This is a genomic window from Myroides odoratimimus (assembly GCF_038039805.1).
Taxonomy (GTDB): domain Bacteria; phylum Bacteroidota; class Bacteroidia; order Flavobacteriales; family Flavobacteriaceae; genus Flavobacterium; species Flavobacterium odoratimimum_B.
In genome coordinates this window covers 88,705-111,878 of the sequence record NZ_JBBPHK010000006.1, presented here as the reverse complement: position 1 = coordinate 111,878, position 23,174 = coordinate 88,705, and the positions used below count along the sequence as shown (strand labels likewise).

The window sequence follows — 23,174 nt, the reverse complement described above, 5'->3', positions numbered from 1 at the left end:
TACTATGTCTAAAGAAACTAAAAAAGGTATTTTTAAAGGAGAGATAGAGAAAGATGCTAAAGGGAATTATTTCTGTGGGCCTTATTTATTAGATTACCAATATACAGAAGCAAACTTCAAAGTAGGTGATGTGATCAGCATTAAGAAAGCTATTGCTAACCCTAGTAATATGAGTAGAGAAGACTACCCAATGAAGTCAATGAAGTTCTTCTTAGCAGGTGAAGAATAAGATTATAGAGACGGAGTTATACCAGAGCTATAGATAAGAATAGGTAAGGAGTGATGAATAGTCACTCCTTTTTTTGTTTATGTTCTGTAAGATAATCGTTATATTTACTGTTAAAGAAATAAGCTATGAGAAAGATATTCTCTATTGTAGGAGGATTGTTATTATTGGGTATTGGTGTTTTTGTGTATCAGAATTATTATCAGAAGAACAACTACCCTTCTAAACCTAAAGTTGTAAAAAATAGTAATCGTATCCGTACTATAATAGATGAAAAAGATATAGGATTAGATATATATTATCTAATCAAACAAGATAATGGAGAAGATATAAGAGTAGATCATGTATATTATTATGATGTCGTCGCTCCTGATTATTCTAGTGAGAATTATATTCGTTTTACAGATAAAAACAGAGAGTTAGTAGGTCTATATAATGATAAAGGACAAGTAGTTATAGAACCTGTATATTCAGGGTTAACCAAAGTGCATAACGGTATGCTATATGCTCTAAAAGGTGCTGTAAAAGATAATATAGGAAGGAATGGTGATAGACATAATGTACTTCTAGGAGGAGATACCTATCTTTTAAATACAAAAGGAGAGGTATTAATCGAAGATATGCTAGAACCTTATATTGATTTAGATATGTTTAGCTTAAAAATTACTGACGAACCTCTGGAAGATAGTTATTACGTTAGCTTAAAGGGGGTAAATGGTAAGTATTATAACTTCGTTCAATTAGAAAAGTATTTACAGCATTTCACAGAACAGGTATTCTTACCAAGTACAGAAGGAAGTAGATGGGAGAAATATTTATCAGATAACCTGAAAGTGAACTTAGAAATAGATAATGATAATATAGGAGATTATGTAATCATCGATAAAAAAGAGTTGTTAGAAGATAAGAAAGAACTAATAACTCAAGCATTTGACTTAATTAGAACGGGGGATAATTGTCGTTATCACATAGATTATTATATAGAAGATGGGGTGATAACTGATGATACAGAAATTACATCTGAGCAAGACAGAAAATTATATTTAGATGAAGAAGGCAAATGGAGAAGTGCTGAGTTTCCTGTGTTTAGTGTAAATATAAAGGAAGTTAAAGGTAAACAGACGAGATCTAATCACTTTGATTTCTATAGAAATAAAGAAGGCGGAATGACTCTTTATCAGATTACTATTCGCGCTCATTATTTCTAATCGAGGAAGAATGGTTTTATTTAGGGGGTTAGTTGTGAATATACTAAAATGTTCTTTTTTTCTCTTTTCTGGAGGAGTTAATCGAGGAATATAAGCAGTATATTTGTGGATTAACACACAACAAATTTATTGTTTAATATGAGTTCTTTATATTATATAGATCGCACTAAGATTTCTTTAGACGATGTCATGTTTAATGACAACGTAAAAGCTGAGATTACTCAATTTTTAAAAGAGTATAAATACCGTGATATACTGATGAAGTATAATCTTCCTGTTAGTAATAAGATATTGCTTTATGGTAAGACAGGATGTGGTAAGACAATGACAGCTAAGGCTATTGCTAAGCATTTAGATAAGAAACTTATCATTGTTAATCTTGCTACTATTGTTTCTTCTAAGTTGGGAGAGACGGCTAAGAATATTGAGAGTTTGTTTAAAGAAATTCAATACGAGAGTTCTGTGCTATTCTTTGATGAGTTTGATTCATTAGGTCAGATTAGAGATTATGACAATAAGGATAACAGTGAGATGAAACGTGTAGTGAATGCTATCTTACAGTTGATAGATAATTTACCGCAAAAGTCTATTCTTATGGCAGCTACGAATCAGATACACATGATTGATGAGGCTTTAGTAAGACGCTTTGAGTTACAGTTAGAATATACGGCTCCGAATAAAGAGGCTCTTGACTTCTATTACGATAAGTTACTTAACGAATATCCAGAAGAATATAGATCATTAACGAGGATATATGAGGTGTCTTATGCAGAGGCAAAAAATCATGTATTCAAAACAGTAAAAGATAATATTATAAACAGCCAATTATTGTTAGAGGCTGATCAAAATAACTAGTTGAACATTTGCTTATGATGAAATGGGAAAAGTTACTATCACTAAAGAAGTATGGTGACACTTTTGTTAGAAATAGATTAGATGAGCTAGAGACTCGTATAGGGTTTGAGGTGGACTATGATAGAATCATCTTTTCATCACCATTTAGAAGTTTACAAGATAAAACACAAGTAATCCCTCTGTCTAAGACGAACTTTGTTCACACTAGATTGACACATAGTTTAGAAGTATCTGTGGTAGGGCGTTCATTAGGACGAATAGTAGGTTCTAGTCTTTTAAATAAATATACTTATTTAGCAGAAGAATACGGATATACAGTAAATGACTTCGGTGCTATAGTAGCAGCTGCTTCATTGGCACACGACATCGGTAATCCTCCATTTGGACACTCAGGTGAACGTGCGATAGGTGATTTCTTTAAACGAGGACTAGGAGCTAAGTATAGAGATCAGGTAACAGATAAGGAATGGCAAGACTTGATTGACTTTGAAGGTAATGCAAATGGTTTTGCTATACTGACGAAGAGCCGCCCAGGTATGGCAGGTGGCTTGAGAATTTCTTACGCTACTCTAGGAGCCTTTATGAAGTATCCTAAAGAGAGTTTGCCTAAGAAATTAACTAGAGATATATCAGATAAGAAATATGGTTTCTTTCAAGAGGATAAAGAGGCATTTATTGATGTAGCGAACGAGTTAGGTCTTATATCTAAGAATGATCGTGCTGAAGCAGCATATTTTAGACACCCTTTGGCTTTCTTGGTTGAAGCAGCAGATGATATATGTTATACTATTACTGACTTTGAAGATGGTATTAATCTTGGATGGATACCAGAAGAGCACGCTCTAGAGTTTCTAATCAAGATTGTTCAGAATAGTATTAATTCACAGACTTATGCTCAGTTAACTTCTAAAGAGGATAGGGTAAGTTATTTAAGAGCATTAGCGATAGGGAGTTTGATACAGGATGTATGTAGAGTATTCTTAGAGAATGAAGAGAAAATACTAGCAGGTGAATATCCTTATGCCTTAACGGAGAAGTGTAGTTATATCGCTCAGATGAAAGATATTCTTTCTGTGAGTATTAATAAAGTATACCAGAGCCGTGAAGTGATAGAAAAGGAAATAGTAGGGTATAAGGTGATCAATGCTTTGCTAGAAGCGTTTACTTCTGCTGTAAATAATGTCTATTATGGAGAAGAGAGTCAGTATGATCTATTGATTATGTCTCTATTACCAGACAAGTATAGAATAGAGAGTGATAGTGTGTATATACGCTTAATGAATATATGTCACTTTATCTCTATGCTGACTGACGGTAAGGCTTTAGAGTTATATAATATGATAAAGGGAAACGATAGATAAGATTATATCATTTATAATAATATCAAAAAGAGGTAATAGTATTAGAACTATTACCTCTTTTTTTAGCTTAAAATTTCAGTGAAATTAAATTACTCTCTTGTAGTAGGTATCCAAAGATGTGCGTATTTTGACATTCCATCTTTAGGAATGAATACTTTGTTCGCTTCTGGAGCTTTAATTAATTTAGCTTCTTCTAAAGTTTTTCCTATAACATAACTTCCTTTTAAGTTAGCGAAGGCTGTATTGTTTGTTCCTTTATCTTTAGTATATGTTGTGAAATTAGCTTTTATTTCTTCTTGACTAGCAAATTCTTTTTCAGCTTGTTGTTTTGGTGTTAATCCATCCTTGTCAGCCTTATAAGTTGCACGTGCGATATCTACATTATCATCCTTAATATTTTTAAGCTGAATAACGTAGTAAAAATCTTTTACTTTTTCATCCTTACCTTGAAGTAAGATCTTATTCGTGTTCTTGTTATGAGAAATAACCGTCATATCATAATCTCCATTGAAGTTTACTACGTCATTTGAGAAATTATAATAGTAGGTGAATGTTCCTTGAGGAGTAGTAGCAGAGAATACATATTTACCATTTACAGGTAAGGCAATAGGTTCTACTACAGTACCTTTTGTCAAAGGTAACCATCCGAATTGACCCGCATCGTGATCTACTACAATATCTTTAGCAGGATAAGCAGCTTTTATTGCTTCGTTTTCATTCTTAGCAGTTAGATCCATGTTAAACATGAATTCACTATTATCATCTTTTATATCTCTAAAAAAGAATGCTTTATATTCGTTTTGTTTGTTTTTAGCAACTGTTTTTAGTACACCTTCTTTATTTTTGTATGTTGTTATAACATCAAATATATCATCGTCTTGACCACTACCAGCCATCCCTGACATTTTCATAGTAATCGTTTTTTTCTGAAATTCAAATGGAATAGGGTTGCCTGCATGATTGAAAGAATATTCTCCAATTACAGGAGATTCTTTACTTACTTCTACTTGATCTTTGACTTCTGGTCTGATGATTTCATTATCATCACTAGAACAACTCGTCAACAAAAATGCAGTAATTGCAAATAACGAAAGTACTTTTTTAATCTTCATTTTTAATAAGTTAGATTGTTTAATTATTTAGAACAAATGTAAATAAAATATCTAAACCCACAATAACTATTTTTATTTTGTCTAAATAATTAATAGTAAATACTGATTTGTAGGTATTTGTGTTGTTTCTGTGAGTTAATGTTTATTGTAGTTAATCTAAATAAAGTAGATGGACTAAGGAGCTTTATTTAGCTTTTTTTGAAGAACAAAGAAAGTAAGGGATATGATACTAGACTAAAGTGCACAAAAAAAGGCGCTATAATTAATTATAGCGCCTTCTCTATGTTTTCTATTTATTTGTATTAAACAAATAAATAAGTTTGATTCTTAAGCTTCAAATGGTAAAATAGAAACGTAAGACTTGTTGTCTTTTTTCTTTTGGAATTTAACAACACCGTCAACTTTTGCATGTAAAGTATGATCTTTCCCCATGTAAACGTTTTCACCAGCATTGTGCTTAGAACCTCTTTGTCTAACGATGATATTTCCAGCGATAGCTGCTTGACCACCATAAATCTTAACGCCTAAACGTTTCGATTCTGATTCTCTACCATTCTTAGAACTACCTACACCTTTTTTGTGTGCCATGACGTTTTAAATTTAGTTTGTTAATTACTCAGCTGCTTCAGCAGTTTCTTTTTTAGTTGCTTTCTTTTTAGCTCCTCCTGCATTGATTCCCTCAATAACAATTTGAGTTAAAGCTTGTCTGTGTCCGTTTTTCTTTTTGTAACCTTTTCTTCTTTTCTTTTTGAAAACGATTACTTTGTCACCTTGTAGGTGTTGTAAAACTTTAGCTTCCACAGAAGCACCTTCTATAGCTGGGGCGCCTAGAGTGATGTTGTTGTTATCATCAACTAAAAGAACTTTGTCAAAAGTAACTTTTGATCCTTCTTCAGTTGCTAAACGGTGTACATACACTTTTTGGTCTTTGCTAACTTTGAATTGTTGCCCTGCTATCTCTACGATTGCGTACATAACAAAAAATTAAAATGTTTATTAAGGGTGCAAATATACATTTAATTTCTTATTTACAAAAGTTTTACAGCTCCCATTTATAATATTTTTTATTTCTATTTTGGTGTAAATGAGTTAGTTCTGATATACTTTATTATCTTATAAAGTTTGTTTAAGGCGGATTGTGATAGATCATTAGTAGTGGATATCAACTTTTGATAACGATATTGCGGGGTGTATAGGTCTTGCTTATAACTGACGTAGATTGTCATTTTTATATATTACCTGAGTGTTTATTTAATAAAGTTTGAAAATTTTTTAGAAATAGTGTAACATAATTTAAAAAGTTGCTACTTATTAGTTTATAACCTAATTTCAAAATATTGTAGAATGAAAAAATCTTTATTGGTTCTAGGCTCTTTATTCTTCGGAATATCTGCCTTAGCTCAAAAAGTGGAATTCGAGCAGTACACTTTAGATAACGGATTACACGTGATCTTACATCAAGACAAATCAGCTCCTGTAGTAGTGACATCAGTGATGTACCACGTAGGGGCTAAAGATGAAAATCCGGATAGAACAGGATTTGCTCACTTCTTTGAACACTTACTATTTGAAGGGACGAAGAATATTGAGCGCGGTGAGTGGTTTAAGATAGTAACTGCTAATGGTGGTAATAATAATGCTAACACTTCTGATGACCGTACTTACTATTATGAAGTATTCCCTTCTAATAATCTGGAGCTAGGGCTTTGGATGGAATCAGAGCGTCTAATGCACCCTATCATTAATCAGATAGGAGTAACTACTCAGAATGAAGTGGTAAAAGAAGAAAAAAGGCTTCGTGTAGATAATCAACCTTATGGACAATTATTCTCAGAAGTGAAAAAAAATCTATTTGTTAAGCATCCTTATCGTTGGGCACCTATCGGTTCTATGGAACATCTAGATGCGGCTACTCTTGAGGAGTTCTTAGCTTTTAATAAGAAGTTTTACTTGCCTAATAATGCTGTTTTAGTTGTGGCAGGTGATTTTGAGAAAGATCAAGCGAAAACATGGATTAAACAATATTTCGGACCTATACCTAAGGGTACTCCTGTGGTTAAAAACAAGTTTGAAGAAGATCCTATTACAAAAGAAATTCATGCTGAGTTTCAGGATCCGAATATTCAACTTCCAATGTTAGTAGAAGCATATCGTACGCCATCTATGAAGACTCGTGATGCACGTGTATTAGATATGATTTCGTCTATTTTATCTGGTGGAAAAAGTTCTAGATTGTATAAAAAAGTAGTTGATCAAAAGAAAATGGCTTTAGAAATGGCCTCTTTTAGCTTTAGTCAAGAAGACTACGGTATCTATTTTATTTACGGTATTCCGATGCAAGGTTTTACTTCTGCTGATTTAATTAAAGAGATTGATGAAGAAATAGAGAAATTACAGACTGAGTTAATTTCAGAGCGTGACTTCCAAAAACTTCAAAATGTTTTCGAAAAACAATATGTTGATTCTAACTCTAATGTAGAAGGATTAGCTGAGAATCTAGCTTCTTACTACCTATTGTATGGTGATGTTAATCTAATTAATACTAATATAGATATTTATAGAAGTATCACTAGAGAGGAGATTCGCGATGTAGCTAAAAAATACCTGAATAAAAATCAAAGGTTAATTTTGGATTATATCCCTACAAAGAAAGCTAATAACTAATTTTAACTGTAGACTAGAAATGAAAAAAATATATATTTATGCTGCAAGTGTAGTGTTTGCTTTAGCAGCTTTAGAAGTACAAGCTCAAGATAGAAAACAGCCTGTACCAGGACCAGCTCCTGTAGTACATGTAGGACAGCCGACCTCTTTTGTACTAAAGAACGGTATGAAGGTAATGGTTGTTCAGAATACGAAATTACCTAGAGTATCTTATACATTGAGTATTGATAATCCACTAGTCTATGATGGAGATAAAGCGGGAGTAGCTACTATCTTATCAGAGATGTTAGGGAATGAGACTAAGAAGATGAATAAAGATCAGTTCTTAGAAGAAATTGACTTCTTAGGGGCTAGAATTAATTTTCATACAGGAGGTGCTTCAGCGAATGGATTGTCTAAACACAATGAGACTATTCTAAATTTATTAGCAGATGGAGTAATCAACTCTGTATTGACACAAGAAGAATTTGACAAGGCTAAGGCAAAAGCTATTGAAGGAGTAAAGTCAGGTGAGAACAGTGTGACTAATATCGCATATAGGGTAGAAGACGCATTATTATACGGAAAGAATACTCCAGTGGGAGAATTCGAAACAGAGAAGACATTAAACAATGTAACTTTTGCTGATGTACAAGCGTACTTTAAGAAGTATTACTCACCTGAGAATGCTTACTTAGTTGTGGTAGGAGATATTGATTATAAAAAGACAGAGAAATCTATCAAAGGACTTTTTGAGGCTTGGAATAAGTCGAATACACAGTATAAAGATGTTGTCTATAAAGGAAACGTTAGTGCTACAGAGATTAACTTCGTAGATATGCCTAATGCTGTTCAATCAGAAATAGCATTAGTGAACGAGGTGGAATTAAAGATGACTGACAAGGATTATTTTGCTGTTATTCTGGCTAACCAAATTCTTGGAGGTGGAGGAGAAGGCCGTCTTTTCTTAAACTTGCGTGAAGCTCATGGATGGACATATGGAGCGTATTCTTCTATAAGTACAGCTCGTAAATACCCAGGTAAATTCAGAGCTACAGCTGCAGTGCGTAACGTTGTTACAGATAGTGCAGTAACAGAGTTTATAAAAGAGATAGATCTTATCCGTACGACTCCTGTAAAAGAAGATGAACTGAAGTTAGCCAAAGCTAAATATGTAGGGAACTTCGTGATGGAAATCCAGAAACCTGCTACTGTAGCTAGATATGCTCTTAATAAGGAATTGTTTAAACTACCAGCAGACTTTTATGAGAACTACATTAAGAATATCAATGCTGTAACAATAGCAGATGTACAGAAGGCAGCTCAGAAGTATTTTCTTAAGGATAATATGCGCATCGTTATCGTAGGTAAAGGTAGTGACGTATTACCAGGGTTAGAGAAATTAGGTTACCCGATTAAGTACTATACTAAAGAGGCTGATGAAGCTAGTAAGCCAGCTGACAAAAAAGAATTGTCTAAAGATGTTACAGTTGCTAGTGTTGTAGATAAGTACATTAACGCTATCGGTGGAGCGAAGAAATTATCTGAGGTAAAATCTCTTGTAATCATTAGTGAAGCTGAAGTACAAGGTATGAAGCTAGAGTCAGTTACTAAACTAAAAGAGGGATACTTATTATCTGAACAAAAGATGATGGGGAATACTGTTTCTAAACAAGTAGTGAATCCTCAAGGTGCATACATCGTAGCTCAAGGACAAAAAATGGAGATGAAAGGTGAAGAGTTAAAAGCATTACAGTCAGAGGCAACACCTTTCCCAGAGTTGAAATTAAAGAGTAATAACGATGCTTCTATCGCTGGAGTAGAAGTAGTGAATGGTAAACAAGCTGTAGGTATCAAATCTGGAAAAGTAGTAACATACTATGATCTAGAGACAGGACTGAAGGTATCATCTGTGGCTACGCAAGAGCAAGGTGGGCAAGTGATGAATATCGTAACTACATACGAAGATTATAAAGAGGTAAAAGGAATTAAAATACCTTTTAAGAATGTAATGAATGTAGGTATAGAGATCATAAACAAGATCTCTGATGTTAAAATCAATGAAGGAGTTACTGATGAAGATTTTAAATAATTGATTATCTAAATAATAGAATTGAAAAAGCAACTGATTTGTCAGTTGCTTTTTTTATTTTTGTATCATTAAGAATGTAATTTTTAAAAATCACTATGATGAAAATAGTAAAGTCAATAGGCTTCATGATGTTAGGAGCTATATTATTAGTATCGTGTAAGAATGAAGAGAAGACAGCTGATGTGTCTGTATCTACTGCATCTACAGAAGTAGCTGGTAATGTGGAGCACACTACATTTAAGATCGATGGGATGACATGTGAGATAGGATGTGCGAAGCTTATAGAGAGTAAGTTAGCAGGGCTAGATGGTGTGAAGGTAGCTAAGGTAGACTTTGATACTAAGACTGCAGAGATAGACTATGATGAATCTAAGCAGAGTGTAGAATCATTAGTAGGTACTGTAGAGAAGATCGCTAATGGGATCTATAAAGTAGAGAGTGTTAGTGCTACTAAATAATAAATACAATATAAAAGTAGAGGTACTGTCCATCTGTTTAAATATTTGATATAAAGCGAGTGTGTTGATACATACTCGCTTTTTGTATTAGTTTCGTTTGATTTAAGTCCGTTGTGAGTCCGTTATGAGTCTGTACCGACTCCGTTATTTTAAGTGTTTTAACGGAGTAGTGATGTACCTGTGATGTAGGTACTCAATTGCCATAACGAAGAAGAATCCTATAAAAGCAAAATGGAACTAATCTATAAAGATTAGCTCCATCGGAATATAAAAATCGAGATGTATTCTATTTAATAGTAGGTTTATTTGCTTCCTGTTTACCAGTCCACTTAAGCGTCTCCAGTAGTGTTCTCATATCTTTCTTTACATATTCTGTAGCGGGTAAGATAGAGTCATAATTTGGTTTAGCATAGAAGTATAGAGAGGCTACTATAAAGTTTCTTACACTGTCTGTAGCGTAGAATTGTACATTCGTAGCAGCATTTCCTTGTACATCATAGAGCATTCCATATACCCTGTCATCAGAGTTGATATAAGGTTGTTCTATAATTTCGTCTGCCTTTACGAAGTGCTCATAAGTAAGCTTCTGAGCGTCTTTTAGCAGCAGATTTAAGTTGTTTTCTATAGGTTTATAGTTGATAAAGATGGTAGCCTTCATCTGTGGGTAATGTATCTCTAGCGAGTTCTTTTTAGTCTCTTTAATCGTAGACCATTGATTCTGACTAAACTCAAAACCATTTTCGTTTTGATAAGTCTTGTATTCCTGATTTGGATAGTCTAGAGCTAAGAAAGCATTTGGCTTAGGAGTAGTATCCTCTTTGCATGCAGCGAAGAAGACTACAGATAATAGTAAAGTGCTTATATATTGTAATTTCATCTTTCTTATTTCGATTAAGGTAACCTACTTAAAACGGCAAATTGTCATTATTAGTCTCTTTAGGGATATTAAAATTATCTACAGCCTCTTTTTTTTCATCTTCAAAAGATGTTTTTTGTCTGTAGTCATTTTCTTTTTTGGTATCTAAGAACATGAACTCTGTTACCATTATCTCTACTGTCTGTCTGTTCACACCGTCTTCCCCTTGCCATTGGCGAGTACGTATTCTTCCTTCTACATAGATGCGATCTCCTTTAGATAGATATTTCTCACATACTTCAGCAGCTTTGTTTTTGACTACTAGATTATGCCATTCTGTAGAAGTGTATTTTTCTCCAGAGGTTTTATTGACATAAACTTCGTTAGTAGCAATCGGAAAACGACCTATACAATTACCATTTTCGAAGTAATGCATCTTGACATTATCACCTAGGTGGCCTATTAATGTAACTTTGTTAAGGGTACCGTTCATAATGTTAGGATATTAGTGTTTTTAAATCTAAGGATGTAATAAAGTTATGAATTACAATCGGAAAACCAAATTTATTTAAATCCTTCCAACGTGTTTGTACAGAGGGTGTTGCTTCTATCTGTACACACCAGAACTTGATGTGTAACTTCTGATGTGATAGCTGGTGTGTGATAATGTCCGTCGTTAGTTCTTTTATCTCCTTTATATATAAGGTGTCATATCGCTCTCTCAGTGCAGAGTTTATGTCTTCTACGTGATGAGTGAAGCTGTCAAATACTGGAAATTGGTATAGCTGTTGCCAGATGTCCTTAGCAGTACGTTGTTCTATATGGGTATTGCCATCTTTATCTATAAGAATGATAAAGTCTAAATACCGTTTTTTTACCTTTACCTTACTTAGTTTGATAGGCAGTACAGCCACCTGATTAGTCTGATAGGCTACACACTCTTTAATAAAAGGACATGATGGACAGTCTGGACTCTTCGGAGTGCATTGTATAGCGCCGAAGTCCATTATCGCTTGATTAAAGGTTGCAGGGTCATGCTGAGGAATAAGAGTAGCCGCTAGTGCTTGAAATTCTTTTTTAGTAGTATTGGTAGAGATATCCGAGGTGATACCGTATACACGTGATAATACTCTAAATACATTGCCGTCTACTACAGGTACTACTTCATCATAAGCGATAGATGCTATGGCTGCTGCAGTATATTCTCCTACTCCTTTTAGTGTAAGTAGTTCTTTATAGTTGGTCGGAAACACTCCATTTAGCTCATAGGCTACTTTTTTTGCTGTTGCATGAAGGTTTCTAGCTCTGCTGTAATACCCCAGTCCTTGCCATAAGCGCATTACATCATCTTCGGGTGCATCAGCTAAATCTTTTACAGTAGGATAGCTGGTTAAAAAGGCATCAAAATAAGGCAATCCTTGCGCTACTCGCGTTTGTTGCAGTATTATTTCTGATAACCAAATGGCGTAAGGGTTTTTAGTTTCTCTCCAAGGTAAAAAGCGTTTGTTTTCTAAGTACCAAGTAATGAGTTTATTAGAAAAAATCATTGTAAAAAGTATTGAACGCAAACTTAAAACTTTATATATTTAAATTTTAATCAATTAAGGTTGAATTATTGGGATATAAATTAATATATTTGCACACTCTAAAAATATCAGACAACAACAAAATAATTTATATCTAAAATGACGAAAGCAGACATTGTAGCTAAAATTTCAGAAAAATTAGGGCTTGAGAAAGGTGAAGTACAGGCAACAGTAGAATCTTTTATGGAAGAAGTAAAAGGATCTTTAGAAGCTGGTGAAAATGTTTATTTAAGAGGTTTCGGTAGTTTTATTATTAAAACTAGAGCTGAGAAAACAGGAAGAAACATCTCTAAAAACACGACTATCAGAATCCCTGCACACAATATCCCAGCATTCAAACCAGCTAAGGTGTTTGTAGAAGGCGTAAAGTCAAACACAGAAGTAAAAGTAAAATAATTTATTAATCTCTAAATTACACACATTATGCCAAGTGGTAAAAAAAGAAAAAGACATAAGGTAGCGACGCACAAACGTAAAAAAAGAGCGAGAGCTAACCGTCACAAAAAGAAAAAGTAGTTTAAAACTACTTTTTTCTTTTAGTAGAAAAAAGATACTGAAAAAACTTGCCTTGCAAAAGGTAAGTTTTCCAGATAGAAATATCTGTATTAATGTTTAATCCATCTATACAAACTCATTTGGTCTATTAGACATCGTAATGGATGAGTATGGATAAAAATGTACAGTGTGAATAAAGAGCTAATTATTAGGTCGAATTCTGATACAGTAGATTTTGCCTTATTAAAAGATGGAAAACTAATTGAACTACACAGAGAGAGAGAAGAGAGTGAGGATGATGGTTTTCAAGTGGGTGATATTTTTATCGCTAAAATTAGAAAACCTGTAGCAGGACTTAATGCTGCATTCGTTCACGTAGGATTTGAGAAGGATGCTTTCTTGCATTATCACGATCTAGGTCCTAATCTTCGAACTTTGCTGAAGTTCACTAAACTTGTAAGCGGAGGTAAATTAAAAGATTACTCCTTAAAAAACTTTCCTTTTGAGGAAGAAATTGATAAAGATGGCGTGGTTAGTGATGTATTAAGTGCTAATCAGTCTTTATTAGTTCAGATTGTTAAAGAACCAATTTCTACTAAAGGACCTCGTATTAGTTCTGAACTTTCTATAGCAGGACGTTATGTAGTCTTAGTTCCTTTCTCTAATAGAATCTCTATTTCTCAAAAGATAGAATCTAAAGAAGAAAAAGAGCGTTTAAAGAAACTTCTTCAAACAATCAAACCAAAGGGGTTTGGAGTAATAGTACGTACGGTAGCAGAGGGAATGAAGGTGGCAGAGATCGAAAAAGATCTACAGAACCTAATGACTCGCTGGAACAATATGTGCAAAAAATTAAGCGTAGCTCATCATCCTTCTAAAGTATTAGGAGAGGTTAATAAAGCGTCGTCTATTCTTAGAGATGTGTTTAATGATACTTTCACGGGTATCATGACTGATGATGAAGATATGTATTACCAAACGAAAGACTATTTGCAAGAGATAGCTCCTTCGAAAGTTTCTATTGTGAAGCACTATCAATCATTAGAAGTTCCGATTTTCGAAAAATATAATATCGAACGTCAGATTAAGACTTCTTTTGGTAGAACAGTTTCTATGAGTAAGGGAGCTTATTTAATCATAGAGCATACTGAGGCGTTGCACGTCATAGATGTAAACAGTGGAAACCGCTCAAACAAAGCTCAGTCTCAAGAAGATACTGCCCTTGAAGTTAATCTTATCGCTGCTGCTGAGATAGCTAGACAGCTTAGATTAAGAGATATGGGAGGGATTATCGTAGTAGATTTTATTGACATGGGGAATCCAGAGAATAGAAAGACACTATACGATTTCTTAAAAGAAGAAATGAGTGATGATAAAGCAAAGCATAAGATCTTGCCTCCTAGTAAATTTGGATTAATTCAAATCACTAGACAACGTGTTAGACCTGAAGTTAATATTGAAACGAGAGAAGAAGATCCTAATGAGCATGGTGAAATCGAAGCTCCTATTCTTGTTATTGACAAAATAAAGGCTGACCTAGAAAATATTATTTCGAAAGATAAATCGAAAAAAATTATCTTAAATACGCACCCATTTGTGGCTGCTTATTTGACTAAAGGAATTCCATCTATTAGAGCTAAGTGGTACTTAGAGTTTAAAAAATGGGTTAAAGTAATTCCACGTGACGCTTACACGTATCTAGAATACCATTTCTTAGATGATAAAGGAAATGAACTTTCAGAATAACAAAAAAACCACTAGTCAGAGATTAGTGGTTTTTTTGTTTCTTACCTTTTGATAGCATTCTTGCCTTTTAATAATCAAATAATCCTTTCTTAAAAAGTTGATTTAAAACTACATAAAGCGAGTCTTTGTCTTTTTTAGCACGGTGTTATACTCTTAGGGTATTATTTTTTTAAATAATGAACTTTGGGAATGTGTATAGCGATATGATAACTTTAGGGCTATTATATTTATCCTTAGTGGTTTATTTGTGGTGTTTTCTATCTTATTATTTGCTTTTTATAATTTATTCAATACTCAAAAAAGTAATTTAGCAAGTGTAAGAGAGCATTGTTTTGTATGTCAGCCTTGAGTATTATAATTAGTTTTTTGATAGGATACTTAGTTGTATGATCTTGTTTGGAAATGAGTACTCATTTTAAATAAATGATATGGAATGAGGTAATTAGATATGTATTGGCTGAAATAATTGAATCAAGAAGATAAGTAAAAGAAGAAGAGGAGAAGTTGTTTTTGAGTGCAATTGAGGAATAGAGGAGCTGTTATAGCTCCTCTGTTTTATTTAGGACTGCTGAGTGCTAATGTGATTTGAATGGTTTTTGTATTTCCATCAGCATCTACTATGGTTAGGTAGTGTGTGCCTGGATCGGCCTTTATAGCCTGTTCATGAAATAAGGAGGTCTCGCCTAAATACTCTTCATCTAGGTACCAGTACAGTGTTTTGGCAGGGTTACTAGTGGCTACTTTAGCTATAAAAGGCTGTATATTAGAATAAAAGTCTTTCGTCAGATAGATTAGATCATTGTGCTTAGGATAGATAAACTCTGTCGTATTCTGTGCGTTATAATCTATACAGTCTGGTCTATAAGGAGGTAGATCCTTATAATCACTGTGATGACGCTTATAGAAGTGTGCCATAGTAGGAGGTAAGATGAACCAAGGCTGATTAATGATATTATCAATGGGTTCGCACATACTATTGACTTGAAAGCTCATCGACTGATCTAAGTGAACAAGTTTGTGATAAGGGCATAGTTCTGTCTTTTTAGCACGATAGGGTACTAGCTCTGTTCTCTTGTCACAATATGGACTAGCGAGGTAGCCAGATTGAGTACAGACTTCTATCTCTTCCATATCATTCAATGGTTGTTCAAACCAACTCGCACGTGGTAACAAATTAAATACGTCAAATAGTATAGGACCAGCCATACGCACTCCACTTATGGATGGACGTCCTTCTCCTGAGGCATTCCCTACCCATATACCTACTACGTATTTTTTATTAACACCGACAGCCCATGCATCTCTACCTCCAAAGCTTGTACCTGTCTTCCAGGCTATTTTAAGAGAAGAGTCGTAGTATCTCCATGCTTCATCTCCTTCTGGTCGATTGACTTGTGTAAGTGCTTTAAAAGTACTGTAAATAGCTCCTGCACCAAGATGAGCTTTCTCTTTGCTATCCTGTCCAAAGTCAAGGTTAACTTCTTTGTTCCAATTTAAGTCTTGTATCTCGTTATTTCTATATTGACCTTTGGATTTATTATAATAGTTAAGGGTAGAGGCTAGTCCTGTATATGCTTTAGTAATTTCCCATAGGTTGCTCTCAGCTCCTCCTAATATTAGGGATAGTCCGTAGTGATTTGGATGTTTAGAAATGGACTTGAAGCCTAAGTTTTGCAATTGATTATAGAATCTGTAGATACCGTATTTCTGAAGCATTAATACAAAAGGAATATTTAGTGATCTAAATAAGGCTTCGTCTGCTGATACTGCTCCTTCATAAGAGCTATTAAAATTCTCAGGTTTATAACCCGATATCACTACTGGTATGTCTGCAGCTAATGTTTTTGGTAGGAGTTCTGCATCATCTAGCATACTCGCGTACAAGAAGGGTTTAATGATACTCGCTGTACTGCGCTGTGCATGGATGATGTCTACATCCTTTTTATGCTGTACAGTAGTAGGGGTATTTCCTACATAGCTGATGATATTACGTGTTTCTACATCTATGATGATAACAGCCATATTATAGATTTCGGTTTGACTATAATTAAAATAATACCCCTTCACGATATCATTGACACGTTGTTGAATATTATAGTCTATCGTGGTATGATTTCTCTCTTGGCTATTCGTCTTAGCTACATACTGTAATAGGTGAGGTGCTATCTGTGGTAACTCATGAGGCTTCTGTGGAAGAGGCTCTTCTAATGCTAGTAGATAGGTACTTTCATCAAAAGCACCTTTGTCTAGTAGCTTTTTAAGTAAGGCATTTCTTTTTTTTAGTAATGTTTCTTGATTCTTGCCTGGATATATAAGACTTGGAGCGTTAGGTAGTACTGCTAATGTAGCACTCTCTGCCCAAGATAACTGTTCTGGTGTTGTCCCAAAATAACGCCAAGCCGCTACTTCTATACCTACCACATTACCACCAAAAGGAGCATGAGAGGCGTATAGGCTTAATATTCTATCTTTGCTATACTTAAACTCTAGACGAGTAGCTTGTATGGCTTCAATAAGTTTCTCTGAATAGCTTCTTTTCTTACCATCTCTAGATAAACGAATAGTCTGCTGTGTAAGTGTACTTCCTCCTCTGACTACCTTGTCAGATTTAAGATTAGCTCTAAAGGCTTTTATCATTGAAACAGGGTTAACTCCCCAGTGATAGTAAAAATAGTCGTCTTCGAAGGCAATAATGCACTCCTTGAACTTATGGGGTACAGAGTCTACTTCAGGAAAACGCCATTGTCCATCTGTCGCTATCTGTGCACCGAGAAGCTTATTATCACTACTTTCTATTACAGTAGAATAGGGTTTGGTAAACAATTCGCTAGGCAGTGAAAAGTAATAGAGAACTAAGAGAATAAAAGTGATGATAGTCGTCACTTTTCTCTTTAAAGACCATGTTTTCCAATTAAAGTTAGTTTTCAGTTTCATATAAAATAAAAATACAGGGAATTTTGTTTCCCTGTATTTATTTAATGATTGTCAATATATTATTTTACTACTTCTATCCATTGTCCGGCTGTACGACATCTGTATGAATTGTCATACATCGCTTCTGCATAGACTCCTGGCATATAATATTTACCTAAGTAGGATGCATTTAACACTACTCTTAAGGTCTTCGTCTCTCTTGGATTAAGACTAAAGTAGAAGTTAGAACGGTCATCTCTGATATCTGTATGTTGTACAGGATTACTCACTCCACCAGCATCTGTGTATCTCAGATTTACTATCTCCCATCCAGAAGGAACAATCTGTGTTAGTGCTACATTATCAATGCTGTTTACAGAAGTATTTGTGATCGTAATATATGCTGAAAACTCTGTACCTTGACTCAATTGAGTTGGGTTAATCACTTGTTGACTTGCATCTCTAAATGAGGTGCGAATACTGATATTACTTTCGTCTGTTAATTCTTTTCCCACCGGAAGGATACCACTATAAGCCACACGAGCATAGACAGTAGAAGTATTCTTATTGACTAAGCTAACTTCATTAGTAGAAGATATCGTTTTAAAGTCATACTCATACATATTGTTTTTTGTCGTAGCATTTGTAGTCGTTCCGTTATTGGTGAAGTCTACATTGATACCTTCTTTTGATTTATTGTTTTTCATATAAGCGGAGATCACGTTTAGTCCGAATGCTGTACTCTGTGTACTCATCCAAGTGTTAGAACCTAATCTTTTTGCCAATGTATTAGCGTATTCATGCATTAACTTGTTATTCGATTTAGTCAAAATAAGTGTTTCTAATGCCATGGCTAATCTTCTCTCATAAGAACCATAATAGTAATACTGAGATTGATTATTCTCTATAATAGGTGAGCTTGCGATTAGTTTATTAGCAGCTTCTTTTTGACCAGCTAAAGCATAGGCTGCTGCAAGACGTAACTTCGTATCAGCAGAGATGCCTGTAGTCTCTCTTAGCCTATTCATAGAAGCTAAATCAGCATTGCCAGCTAGTGCTAGTGTGTATAGTCTATAAGCCTGTGCAATATCATTGTGATAACGACTGCTGTATGACCATGATCTTACTGCTTTTTGTTGATAAGCGATTGCATTAGCTTTACTTCCAATAGGTAATGCATATCCTCTCTTCTCAGCTTCGATTAAGAAATGCAAGATGTATGAAGTAGTCCAGTCATCTGCATAAGAATCACTGCTCCAGTATCTAAAGCTACCATCTGCCATCTGACGTTGAGCTAATGTCTTTAACCCTTCATTGATATTGCGTTGTAGACTTTCTTTTTTGCTCTTACTTACATAAACTAAGTCTTCTAAGAAGATCTGAGGGAATACTCCAGAAGTCACCTGCTCACTACATCCATGAGGATATTTAATCAAGAAGTTTAATCTAGACGTTAGATTTATTCCTGGGAAAGTAGATAATTCTAGAGTAGCTTTATTACTACCTGACACTCCAAACTTCTCCCATTCGATTTTATTTGTACTGTTCGGTTCTAGCACAATATCTTCTGTCTTGACAGTGATAGGATTGGGGTTTAGAACATCTAACTCTACTACATAAGTAGCTCTCTCTTTTCCTGATATAGCTTCTATTTCTATCTTAGAAATACCTGTTTTTTGTTGTACTTCTAGGTCACAGTACACTACTTTTTCGTCAGGTTCACTGAATGTTATTTCCTGTGTAGCATTATTCTGAATCTTAAACTTGTCATCTGTTTTTACTTTTACAGTAACATTTTTCACATGATTTTCCATAGCGAATACTGTGATAGGGAGTGTTACTTTCTCTCCTGGTACAGCTCTTCTAGGAAGAGAACCTAATATCATAAGAGGGTTGTTTACTTTGACAGTTTTCTCTACACTTCCGTAAGCTTTATTAGTTACGTTAGAAGCCACTACCATTGTACGAACTGAACCTATGTATTTAGGAAGTTTTACTTTATGACTTCCTGTTTTACCTCCATCAAGAACGAATGGTCCTAAGTGGATAACGACAGGTTTAAATCTATTTGCTTTCTTCACTTGACCAGCTCCAAGGTCTTCATCTCCCCCTATGCTGAATACTTGATTAATAGCCCCACCATAAGCTCCAATAACATTGTCATAAATGTCCCAAGTGCGCACACCTAAGGCAGTTTTGCTATAGAAGTTATCCCATGGATTAGGAGTCTTAAAACGAGTTAGGTCTAGTAAGCCATCTTCTACTATCGCTATAGTATAAGTCATTTTTTGACCTGCTTTTTCTTTTACTTGAACAGTGAATTCTTGCTCAGGTTTTAGTTTGTCAGGCATAGTTAGAACAGGCTCTAACTTAGTCTTTTTATTGTATACATTGATAGGAGCTACTCCATACATACGTATAGGCGAATTGTTTAGAGTAGAGGCATGAGGTTGTATAGCAGATACATTGATATATACATTAGGTGACATCGCTTCTGTAGTAGCGATTTCGAATGTAGTTTCTCCTTTTTGAGTTTTCATCCAATGTGTCTCTAATACAGTAGATCCATTCTCTATAGAGATTAATGCTCTACCACCTTCACTAGAAGGGAAAGATAACTTTATCTTCTCTCCTGTATTATAATCTTTTTTATCTGTAGCAAGAGCTAGTACTGTAGCTTCTTTTCCTTGTGAATGTTTGGTTTTACCAGACCAATATGGGTAATCTACATATACCACTGACGAAGCAATATGTTTACCATATTTGTCACGCGCTACAATCTCATAAGTACCCCAGTCTTGTTCTGGAATAGTCAGAGACATAGTAGCTGTACCATTAGAAGATGTAGTGTAATCTACAGCATCTTTATACACAGAATAGTAGTCTGAACTACTGTAACTAGAAGCTCCGTTGTTATTAGAACTCCACCACCAATATCCTTTTTTTCTATAAACAGTTACGTTGATATCATGAGACTTAGGAGCCCCTTGAGCATTCACAGTAACAAAAGAGAATTTAAGAGGTTCGTCTGTTTGATAATAACCGTATTTATTAGCGTCAGGTGCCTTTATCCCTACATAGGTATTGTATGGAGAGATAGTAGCTGTAGATACATCAGTAGATACATCACCTCCATTTTCATATACCTTAGAAGTGAAGATAGCTTTTAGCATTCCTGTGTTTTCAGGTATATTATTTAGATTAACAGAAAATGAAAAGTCTCCTTCAAAATCAGTTGATCCTGAGAAAGCATTTATCTCTTGCGCCCCATAAGAGTTCAAGCTGTTGTTAAAAGAGTATGCTTTATAGTTAGAGAAGGTTGTTATTTGTGGAAGTAACTTTAGGGTTACTTCTGCTTTTAAGTTTTTAGCAACACTTCCTTGTAGCCATTGTACGTTATAATCTATTTTAGCGCTGTTGCTATTGCTATTGCTATAAACAGTTTTGCCTTCGATTGTATTTTTAATTTTTAAACGATTAGGTTTTATCGTTTCAATTTTAATCTGTTTGTAGAATTTAGCTCCTCCTACACTTACAACTGCCTGCCAATTCCCTGTAAGAGATTCAGGGTTTGTTTTTAAAACATAAGCGTAGTGATTATTAGCATTCTTTTTCTGTACTATTTGGTCAACTACTTTGCCATAAGGATCAGAGAAAGTTAATTTGACAGGGTGATTAGAAGGTAGAGGATTAGCTAGATCATCAAGAATGAAATCTAGGTAAATGTTATCTCCTGGTCTCCATACGCCTCTTTCGGTATAGATATATCCATTTATACCTTTTTGTAGTGTAGTACCATCTACATCATAGTTACTCATAGATAGAGAGTTTGCCTCATCTATCTTTACATAAGTTGTATTTCTATCATCTTTTATAATAGCAAAGGCAGGTTTCTTTTTCTCTAAATTAACAGTAAGTATACCGTTAGTGTCTGTCTTCGCAGAAGTAATTAATTGTTGTCTATACGTATAGAATTCTACTGTAGCTGCTGCAACAGGATCTGTTGTAATTAGATTTGTAACAATAGTTGTATAGATGTTATTATTACCACCTTTTATGATTACACCTAAGTCAGTAGCTAATACATTAGTAGCTGCTTTTTCGTGATAGTAATAGTAAGATTTTGAACAAGGGTCATCTTTCTCACTCCAGTCATAGTAATAGTAGTAATCATCATCATAATACTCGTCGTCTTGATTTAGTTCCTCATCTGTATCTTCTTCTATATCCTCATCTGTAGTCTCGCTGTCTTGACTATCAGCACATCCATATAGCGAGTATGAGCGGTCAAATGAGAACTCCACTCTGTATATCGCTCCTGGATCAGGACTAATAAGAGTAGATAAGTCTAAAGCATAAGTATTGTACTGCATTAATGCTTTAGGATTCGCATTCGTCAGTTTAATTGTAGTTTTTGCGATAGGGTCAGCTACTCTATTAAGGCTGTATTTCCCATCTATATTATTTTCTTGTAAGAATTGAAGAATATTGTTTTCGTATATTTTGAAAACTTTTACATCTACAGCTTTTAGTGTGGTAGCTCTAAAGTTTATTTTTAAGTTTTCTGAGCTAGGTAGTATTGTACCACTGTTGATTAGTTGTACATCAGGTTTAGGGGTACCGAAGTTTAGCTCCACTACTTCTGTAGTAAGGGTTTTATTTCCTTTGTTATCTTCGATACCTGAGCTTATTCTAATGTTTATTTTGTCTTGTAACGGTTTGTCTGCAAATACTTTTAATACATTCCCATCTGTAGAGAAGGTAAGTTTAGCATCGCTATTCTCTAAGTCTATTAAACCATTAAAGTCTTGATTTTTCTTAAGAGGGTTCGAAAAGTTAATCCAAAAAGCCTGTGCATCATCAGCTACAGGTTCAACCTTAAAGTGATCAAAGTAATTCTGTTGAGGTACGGTGTGTACTTCAGTGCTTTTAGCAGCATTATTTATAGGTTTACCATTGATAACGATATCAATTGATGATTCTGAAGGATTTCTCTTAATCTTATTGATTGTGAACTTAAATTCTTTAGCTTCTGTTTTATCATCACTATCAAATTTTAGATCTAAGTTCTTTTTTTCTTGTACTGCAGTTAGTACTTTTCTTGCATCAGCAGTAGTTAACCAGTCACTTGTAGTCAGTACACCATTAAGAACATACTCTTTATCAGATACACTCTGAAGGTCTAATAACTGTGTATGGAATGTCTGAGGTACGGTCATTACCATAAACGAGAAGTTCTTTAGGGCATCTTCTGTCTCTGTAACTTTGTCTAAATGAAAAGTAATATTATATCTCTGATCTTGTTTTAATCGTTCAGATGGGATAAAACGGATTACATCTGTAGGTAAGTACACAACTTTTCCTTTTACAGCTGGAGTGATTGTAAATAGGTCGCTGTCCAACTCTTCATTAGGAGTCCAGTTTTTCCAGTTTTTAGGAATACTGATATCGATAGGATCTTTAGTGGAGATCACACCTGCCGTAAAAGCAAGTATATATTCACTAAAAAGCTTAGGATTGGATAAATTGACATTTAAATCCCCATTCTTTTTACAAGACTGGAGCGCTATAAAAGCACAGCAGATGAGGATAAGTAGGTTTCTGAATTTCATAGTTATAAGCA

The 23,174-nt window shown here is 34.5% G+C and carries 17 protein-coding genes; 9 read left to right on the top strand and 8 right to left on the bottom strand.

Features of this window, described 5'->3' with window-relative positions:
* Window positions 1-4: 4 nt before the first annotated feature.
* The 4 genes from AABL85_RS07190 (at window position 5) to dgt (ending at window position 3,650) form a co-directional block, all read left to right on the top strand.
* On the top strand, window positions 5-229 hold the full coding sequence (locus AABL85_RS07190) for a hypothetical protein (RefSeq protein WP_286413443.1): 225 nt from the start codon (window positions 5-7) through the stop codon (window positions 227-229).
* A 125-nt stretch (window positions 230-354) separates the two neighbouring features.
* Complete coding sequence (locus AABL85_RS07185; RefSeq protein WP_341309637.1) at window positions 355-1,434, top strand: hypothetical protein; 1,080 nt, start codon at window positions 355-357, stop codon at window positions 1,432-1,434.
* 138 nt (window positions 1,435-1,572) lie between these two features.
* Window positions 1,573-2,289: an AAA family ATPase gene (locus tag AABL85_RS07180; protein WP_286413445.1), complete on the top strand. Its 717-nt coding sequence runs from the start codon at window positions 1,573-1,575 to the stop codon at window positions 2,287-2,289.
* A 14-nt stretch (window positions 2,290-2,303) separates the two neighbouring features.
* Entirely contained in the window at window positions 2,304-3,650 is a 1,347-nt protein-coding gene (dgt, locus tag AABL85_RS07175) for a dGTP triphosphohydrolase (RefSeq protein WP_341309636.1), read from the top strand.
* A gap of 89 nt (window positions 3,651-3,739) precedes the next feature.
* Here the strand turns inward: dgt and AABL85_RS07170 are convergent, their stop codons facing one another.
* From AABL85_RS07170 to rplU, 3 genes are all read right to left on the bottom strand, one after another.
* Window positions 3,740-4,762, bottom strand: coding sequence for a hypothetical protein (locus AABL85_RS07170; RefSeq protein WP_341309635.1), 1,023 nt, complete (start codon window positions 4,760-4,762; stop codon window positions 3,740-3,742).
* A gap of 327 nt (window positions 4,763-5,089) precedes the next feature.
* Entirely contained in the window at window positions 5,090-5,350 is a 261-nt protein-coding gene (gene rpmA, locus AABL85_RS07165) for a 50S ribosomal protein L27 (protein WP_006257409.1), read from the bottom strand.
* Between the two features lie 24 nt (window positions 5,351-5,374).
* Window positions 5,375-5,737, bottom strand: coding sequence for a 50S ribosomal protein L21 (rplU, locus tag AABL85_RS07160; RefSeq protein ID WP_006257408.1), 363 nt, complete (start codon window positions 5,735-5,737; stop codon window positions 5,375-5,377).
* A gap of 369 nt (window positions 5,738-6,106) precedes the next feature.
* Here rplU and AABL85_RS07155 point away from each other — a divergent pair, with 369 nt between their 5' ends.
* The 3 genes from AABL85_RS07155 (at window position 6,107) to AABL85_RS07145 (ending at window position 9,955) form a co-directional block, all read left to right on the top strand.
* Window positions 6,107-7,426, top strand: a complete 1,320-nt coding sequence (locus AABL85_RS07155) for a M16 family metallopeptidase (protein ID WP_286436773.1) — start codon at window positions 6,107-6,109, stop codon at window positions 7,424-7,426.
* A 19-nt stretch (window positions 7,427-7,445) separates the two neighbouring features.
* Window positions 7,446-9,497, top strand: a complete 2,052-nt coding sequence (locus AABL85_RS07150) for a pitrilysin family protein (RefSeq protein WP_341309634.1) — start codon at window positions 7,446-7,448, stop codon at window positions 9,495-9,497.
* Window positions 9,498-9,592: 95 nt separating this feature from the next.
* On the top strand, window positions 9,593-9,955 hold the full coding sequence (locus AABL85_RS07145) for a heavy-metal-associated domain-containing protein (protein WP_286413450.1): 363 nt from the start codon (window positions 9,593-9,595) through the stop codon (window positions 9,953-9,955).
* A 286-nt stretch (window positions 9,956-10,241) separates the two neighbouring features.
* Here the strand turns inward: AABL85_RS07145 and gldD are convergent, their stop codons facing one another.
* The 3 genes from gldD to mutY are packed head-to-tail and all read right to left on the bottom strand — an operon-like array spanning window position 10,242 to window position 12,379.
* Window positions 10,242-10,832 (bottom strand): gliding motility lipoprotein GldD, encoded by a 591-nt coding sequence (gene gldD, locus AABL85_RS07140; protein ID WP_341309633.1) that lies wholly within the window; start codon window positions 10,830-10,832, stop codon window positions 10,242-10,244.
* A gap of 28 nt (window positions 10,833-10,860) precedes the next feature.
* A complete protein-coding gene (locus AABL85_RS07135) occupies window positions 10,861-11,304 on the bottom strand; it encodes a single-stranded DNA-binding protein (RefSeq protein WP_286413452.1) in 444 nt (147 codons plus the stop codon).
* Window positions 11,305-11,308: 4 nt separating this feature from the next.
* A complete protein-coding gene (mutY, locus tag AABL85_RS07130) occupies window positions 11,309-12,379 on the bottom strand; it encodes an A/G-specific adenine glycosylase (RefSeq protein ID WP_341309632.1) in 1,071 nt (356 codons plus the stop codon).
* Between the two features lie 117 nt (window positions 12,380-12,496).
* Here mutY and AABL85_RS07125 point away from each other — a divergent pair, with 117 nt between their 5' ends.
* Window positions 12,497-12,793, top strand: coding sequence for an HU family DNA-binding protein (locus tag AABL85_RS07125; protein ID WP_006257401.1), 297 nt, complete (start codon window positions 12,497-12,499; stop codon window positions 12,791-12,793).
* 288 nt (window positions 12,794-13,081) lie between these two features.
* Complete coding sequence (locus AABL85_RS07120) at window positions 13,082-14,638, top strand: ribonuclease E/G (protein WP_286413454.1); 1,557 nt, start codon at window positions 13,082-13,084, stop codon at window positions 14,636-14,638.
* A gap of 555 nt (window positions 14,639-15,193) precedes the next feature.
* Here AABL85_RS07120 and pbpC read toward each other — a convergent pair.
* Window positions 15,194-17,572: a penicillin-binding protein 1C gene (pbpC, locus tag AABL85_RS07115; RefSeq protein WP_341309631.1), complete on the bottom strand. Its 2,379-nt coding sequence runs from the start codon at window positions 17,570-17,572 to the stop codon at window positions 15,194-15,196.
* A 59-nt stretch (window positions 17,573-17,631) separates the two neighbouring features.
* The gene (locus tag AABL85_RS07110; protein ID WP_341309630.1) at window positions 17,632-23,163 is read right to left on the bottom strand and encodes an alpha-2-macroglobulin family protein; all 5,532 of its coding nucleotides are present in this window, start codon (window positions 23,161-23,163) and stop codon (window positions 17,632-17,634) included.
* Window positions 23,164-23,174 lie beyond the last annotated feature (11 nt).

What these genes read in the sequence shown, in the direction of transcription:
- AABL85_RS07190 (WP_286413443.1), top strand. Translation starts at nt 5, where the DNA reads ATGTCTAAAGAAACTAAAAAAGGTATTTTTAAAGGAGAGATAGAGAAA.
- AABL85_RS07185 (WP_341309637.1), top strand. Translation starts at nt 355, where the DNA reads ATGAGAAAGATATTCTCTATTGTAGGAGGATTGTTATTATTGGGTATT.
- AABL85_RS07180 (WP_286413445.1), top strand. Translation starts at nt 1,573, where the DNA reads ATGAGTTCTTTATATTATATAGATCGCACTAAGATTTCTTTAGACGAT.
- dgt (WP_341309636.1), top strand. Translation starts at nt 2,304, where the DNA reads ATGATGAAATGGGAAAAGTTACTATCACTAAAGAAGTATGGTGACACT.
- AABL85_RS07170 (WP_341309635.1), bottom strand. Translation starts at nt 4,762, where the DNA reads ATGAAGATTAAAAAAGTACTTTCGTTATTTGCAATTACTGCATTTTTG.
- rpmA (WP_006257409.1), bottom strand. Translation starts at nt 5,350, where the DNA reads ATGGCACACAAAAAAGGTGTAGGTAGTTCTAAGAATGGTAGAGAATCA.
- rplU (WP_006257408.1), bottom strand. Translation starts at nt 5,737, where the DNA reads ATGTACGCAATCGTAGAGATAGCAGGGCAACAATTCAAAGTTAGCAAA.
- AABL85_RS07155 (WP_286436773.1), top strand. Translation starts at nt 6,107, where the DNA reads ATGAAAAAATCTTTATTGGTTCTAGGCTCTTTATTCTTCGGAATATCT.
- AABL85_RS07150 (WP_341309634.1), top strand. Translation starts at nt 7,446, where the DNA reads ATGAAAAAAATATATATTTATGCTGCAAGTGTAGTGTTTGCTTTAGCA.
- AABL85_RS07145 (WP_286413450.1), top strand. Translation starts at nt 9,593, where the DNA reads ATGATGAAAATAGTAAAGTCAATAGGCTTCATGATGTTAGGAGCTATA.
- gldD (WP_341309633.1), bottom strand. Translation starts at nt 10,832, where the DNA reads ATGAAATTACAATATATAAGCACTTTACTATTATCTGTAGTCTTCTTC.
- AABL85_RS07135 (WP_286413452.1), bottom strand. Translation starts at nt 11,304, where the DNA reads ATGAACGGTACCCTTAACAAAGTTACATTAATAGGCCACCTAGGTGAT.
- AABL85_RS07125 (WP_006257401.1), top strand. Translation starts at nt 12,497, where the DNA reads ATGACGAAAGCAGACATTGTAGCTAAAATTTCAGAAAAATTAGGGCTT.
- pbpC (WP_341309631.1), bottom strand. Translation starts at nt 17,572, where the DNA reads ATGAAACTGAAAACTAACTTTAATTGGAAAACATGGTCTTTAAAGAGA.
- AABL85_RS07110 (WP_341309630.1), bottom strand. Translation starts at nt 23,163, where the DNA reads ATGAAATTCAGAAACCTACTTATCCTCATCTGCTGTGCTTTTATAGCG.